Source organism: Priestia sp. 179-F W1.4 NHS (assembly GCF_045369295.1).
GTDB lineage: Bacteria > Bacillota > Bacilli > Bacillales > Bacillaceae_H > Priestia > Priestia zanthoxyli.
In genome coordinates this window covers 1-2123 of the sequence record NZ_JBIQFF010000050.1, presented here as the reverse complement: position 1 = coordinate 2123, position 2123 = coordinate 1, and the positions used below count along the sequence as shown (strand labels likewise).

General features: G+C 37.7%; 4 protein-coding genes. All 4 read right to left on the bottom strand.

Translation table 11 applies throughout. From position 1 onward, the window contains the following. Window positions 1-1020 (bottom strand): hypothetical protein (locus ACH0CI_RS28110; protein ID WP_406902649.1); only part of this gene is annotated, 1020 nt, incomplete at its 3' end. Window positions 1021-1087: 67 nt separating this feature from the next. Continuing rightward, window positions 1088-1393, bottom strand: coding sequence for a hypothetical protein (locus ACH0CI_RS28105; RefSeq protein ID WP_047933325.1), 306 nt, complete (start codon window positions 1391-1393; stop codon window positions 1088-1090). 21 nt (window positions 1394-1414) lie between these two features. Then, window positions 1415-1666 (bottom strand): hypothetical protein, encoded by a 252-nt coding sequence (locus tag ACH0CI_RS28100; protein WP_043976840.1) that lies wholly within the window; start codon window positions 1664-1666, stop codon window positions 1415-1417. Between the two features lie 28 nt (window positions 1667-1694). Continuing rightward, window positions 1695-2123 (bottom strand): hypothetical protein (locus ACH0CI_RS28095; RefSeq protein ID WP_406902648.1); only part of this gene is annotated, 429 nt, incomplete at its 5' end.

Genomic DNA, 2123 nt, shown 5'->3' with positions numbered 1-2123 from the left:
TTTCGTTTCTTCTATTTCTTTTTTCGTTTTTTCATAGGTTTCTATTTTTTGGTTCAAGTCTTGGCTTTGAATATGTGCTACTGCTTCTTTGGCCTCCTTCACTTTATCTAGCTTCAGATATCCATAAGCCTTCATTTCATATCGTTTATCGGTCATTTCTACTCCTGATTGGCTCATCATGTCCTCCCATCGTTGTTCGTGATAGGCAAGATCAAATGCTCCATTTGGCGAAGGAAACGTTTGTTGAAACTCTTTTAACGCATTGACATCTCCCTTCTTTGAAATCATGCTTTCCACGGCTTCTGGATGGTTTTCCTGAAGCTGAACAGCTTCCTTATACTTTTTTTGATCGATGAGAAGACTCATGTAGACGTTTTTTTGTTCGTTCGTGAGACTTTGTTCATCAATAGAAGAAAGTCGTTTTAAAGCCCCTTCTGAGTCTCCTAAAAGTGCCCTTTCATATGTCCCTGTTATTTTTTGTTCCAGTTTGACTTGTTTCTGTAAATCTTGAATCGTTTCAGCTCGATCTTGGGAAGTAGCCACTGTTGAAAAACATGTTGCTGAAAGGATAAGAAGGGATAAAATCCCTCCACCATAGATCAACCTTCGATTACGAGTAGAAAGTATGGGCGCTTGATTCGTTTGTACATAATCTTCTGTAGCTTCCTCTAAAGAAGAGGAACCATCTGTTGTTTTCAGATGGTCCGGTACTTCCTTTTCAAGCTGTTCAAGAAAACTTTTCTTTCGAGCTTCCTGTATATCATCCATTTTTAAAGAACTTAATTTTTTCTTAATATGATCGACTACATGACGAGCAAGACCTGATCCAATGGATAACGTCCCTGCATATACCTCATGATCCTCTTCATCGAGGATAAAAAAATCAGCATGAGCCTTTTTTCTAGTACGTTGATACTGTGTTTCTAATGTTTCTGTGATCTCGCATGCTTCTGGAATCGATAACTTTTGAAATGGCTTTAACTCTTTTGTCTCACTTTTTATAAACATGACAGACAGCATGTTTCTCCATTCCTTTCTTCTAAAAATGAGCATAGAAAAAAGCTATACAATCGACTGTATAGCTTTCTTAGCTTCCGAATCGGATATTTGTATTTACACCTTCAGCTAATGCATAAGCACCCATTACAACTACTAAACCAACTGCGCCTCCAACAAACCATGCGATACATTTATGACGACCTCGTTCTCCACCTAAGATTAAGTGATATCCACCTACACAAAAGGCAAGAGCTGCGGCAACCATCGCAATACGCTGCATCCATTTGATAATAGACTTTCCACTTTCTATGAGGCCGTTCATACCGTCAGCCGCACCAAGGGTTAAATGGGAAGTTAACTGCGTTACATCAACGCTATTCAATAAATCTAACATGTGTTTCACTCCTCTTTTTCGTTAATTTTGTGTTACTGGAATGCTTTGTGGTCTTACAGAAACTTGTTCAGCTACCTTTGGTTCGCTTTTCTCCTCCTCCTCTTCTTCTTGACCTGTAAAGGCACTTAATGCTTGAAGAATTAAATCTTGATTTTCTTCAATAAACTGTTGGTGTTGTTGATGTAACCAGTCGTTGTATTTGTTTCCATTCACTTTCAACAACTTTTCCACAAGATCTTTTGATTTCTTTAATTCCTTTTGGGAGATCGTCAAGATACCACCACCTTTCAAAGCAAATCTCTTATTCTTCGAAATACAGTTCTTTGGATGTTTCAATAAAATGAGAAAGTTCTGTTTCTAACTGAGATGGATCATAGTCACTTAATTTAATTTGTTGTTTTAATTCTCCATCCTTATAAGCAGCTAGAGTTTCCGCATTTTGTGTCAATCCATAATCTGTTTGGTTTTTTGAACCATCATATTGAGGATCGTTACTATCTAGTTCCTTTCCGTCTACCCCCTGTTCTTTTAAGGCTTTTTCTACCTCATTCATGTAAACATCTCGTTTGCTTTCCTCAAAGGAATACATCACAAATCCTGTGCCATCTTCTTTCATAAATTTTTTCATTTCTAGAGGATGTAATTCTTCTAGCTCACCATTTCCTTTCACTTCACTTGAATTGTAGGAAGAGACAAACGCTGTGCCTATTCCTAGAGCCACAACGATTCC

Bases quoted from the DNA above. Each gene is read 5' to 3' on its own strand.
- ACH0CI_RS28105 (WP_047933325.1), bottom strand. From the start codon at position 1,393: ATGTTAGATTTATTGAATAGCGTTGATGTAACGCAGTTAACTTCCCAT.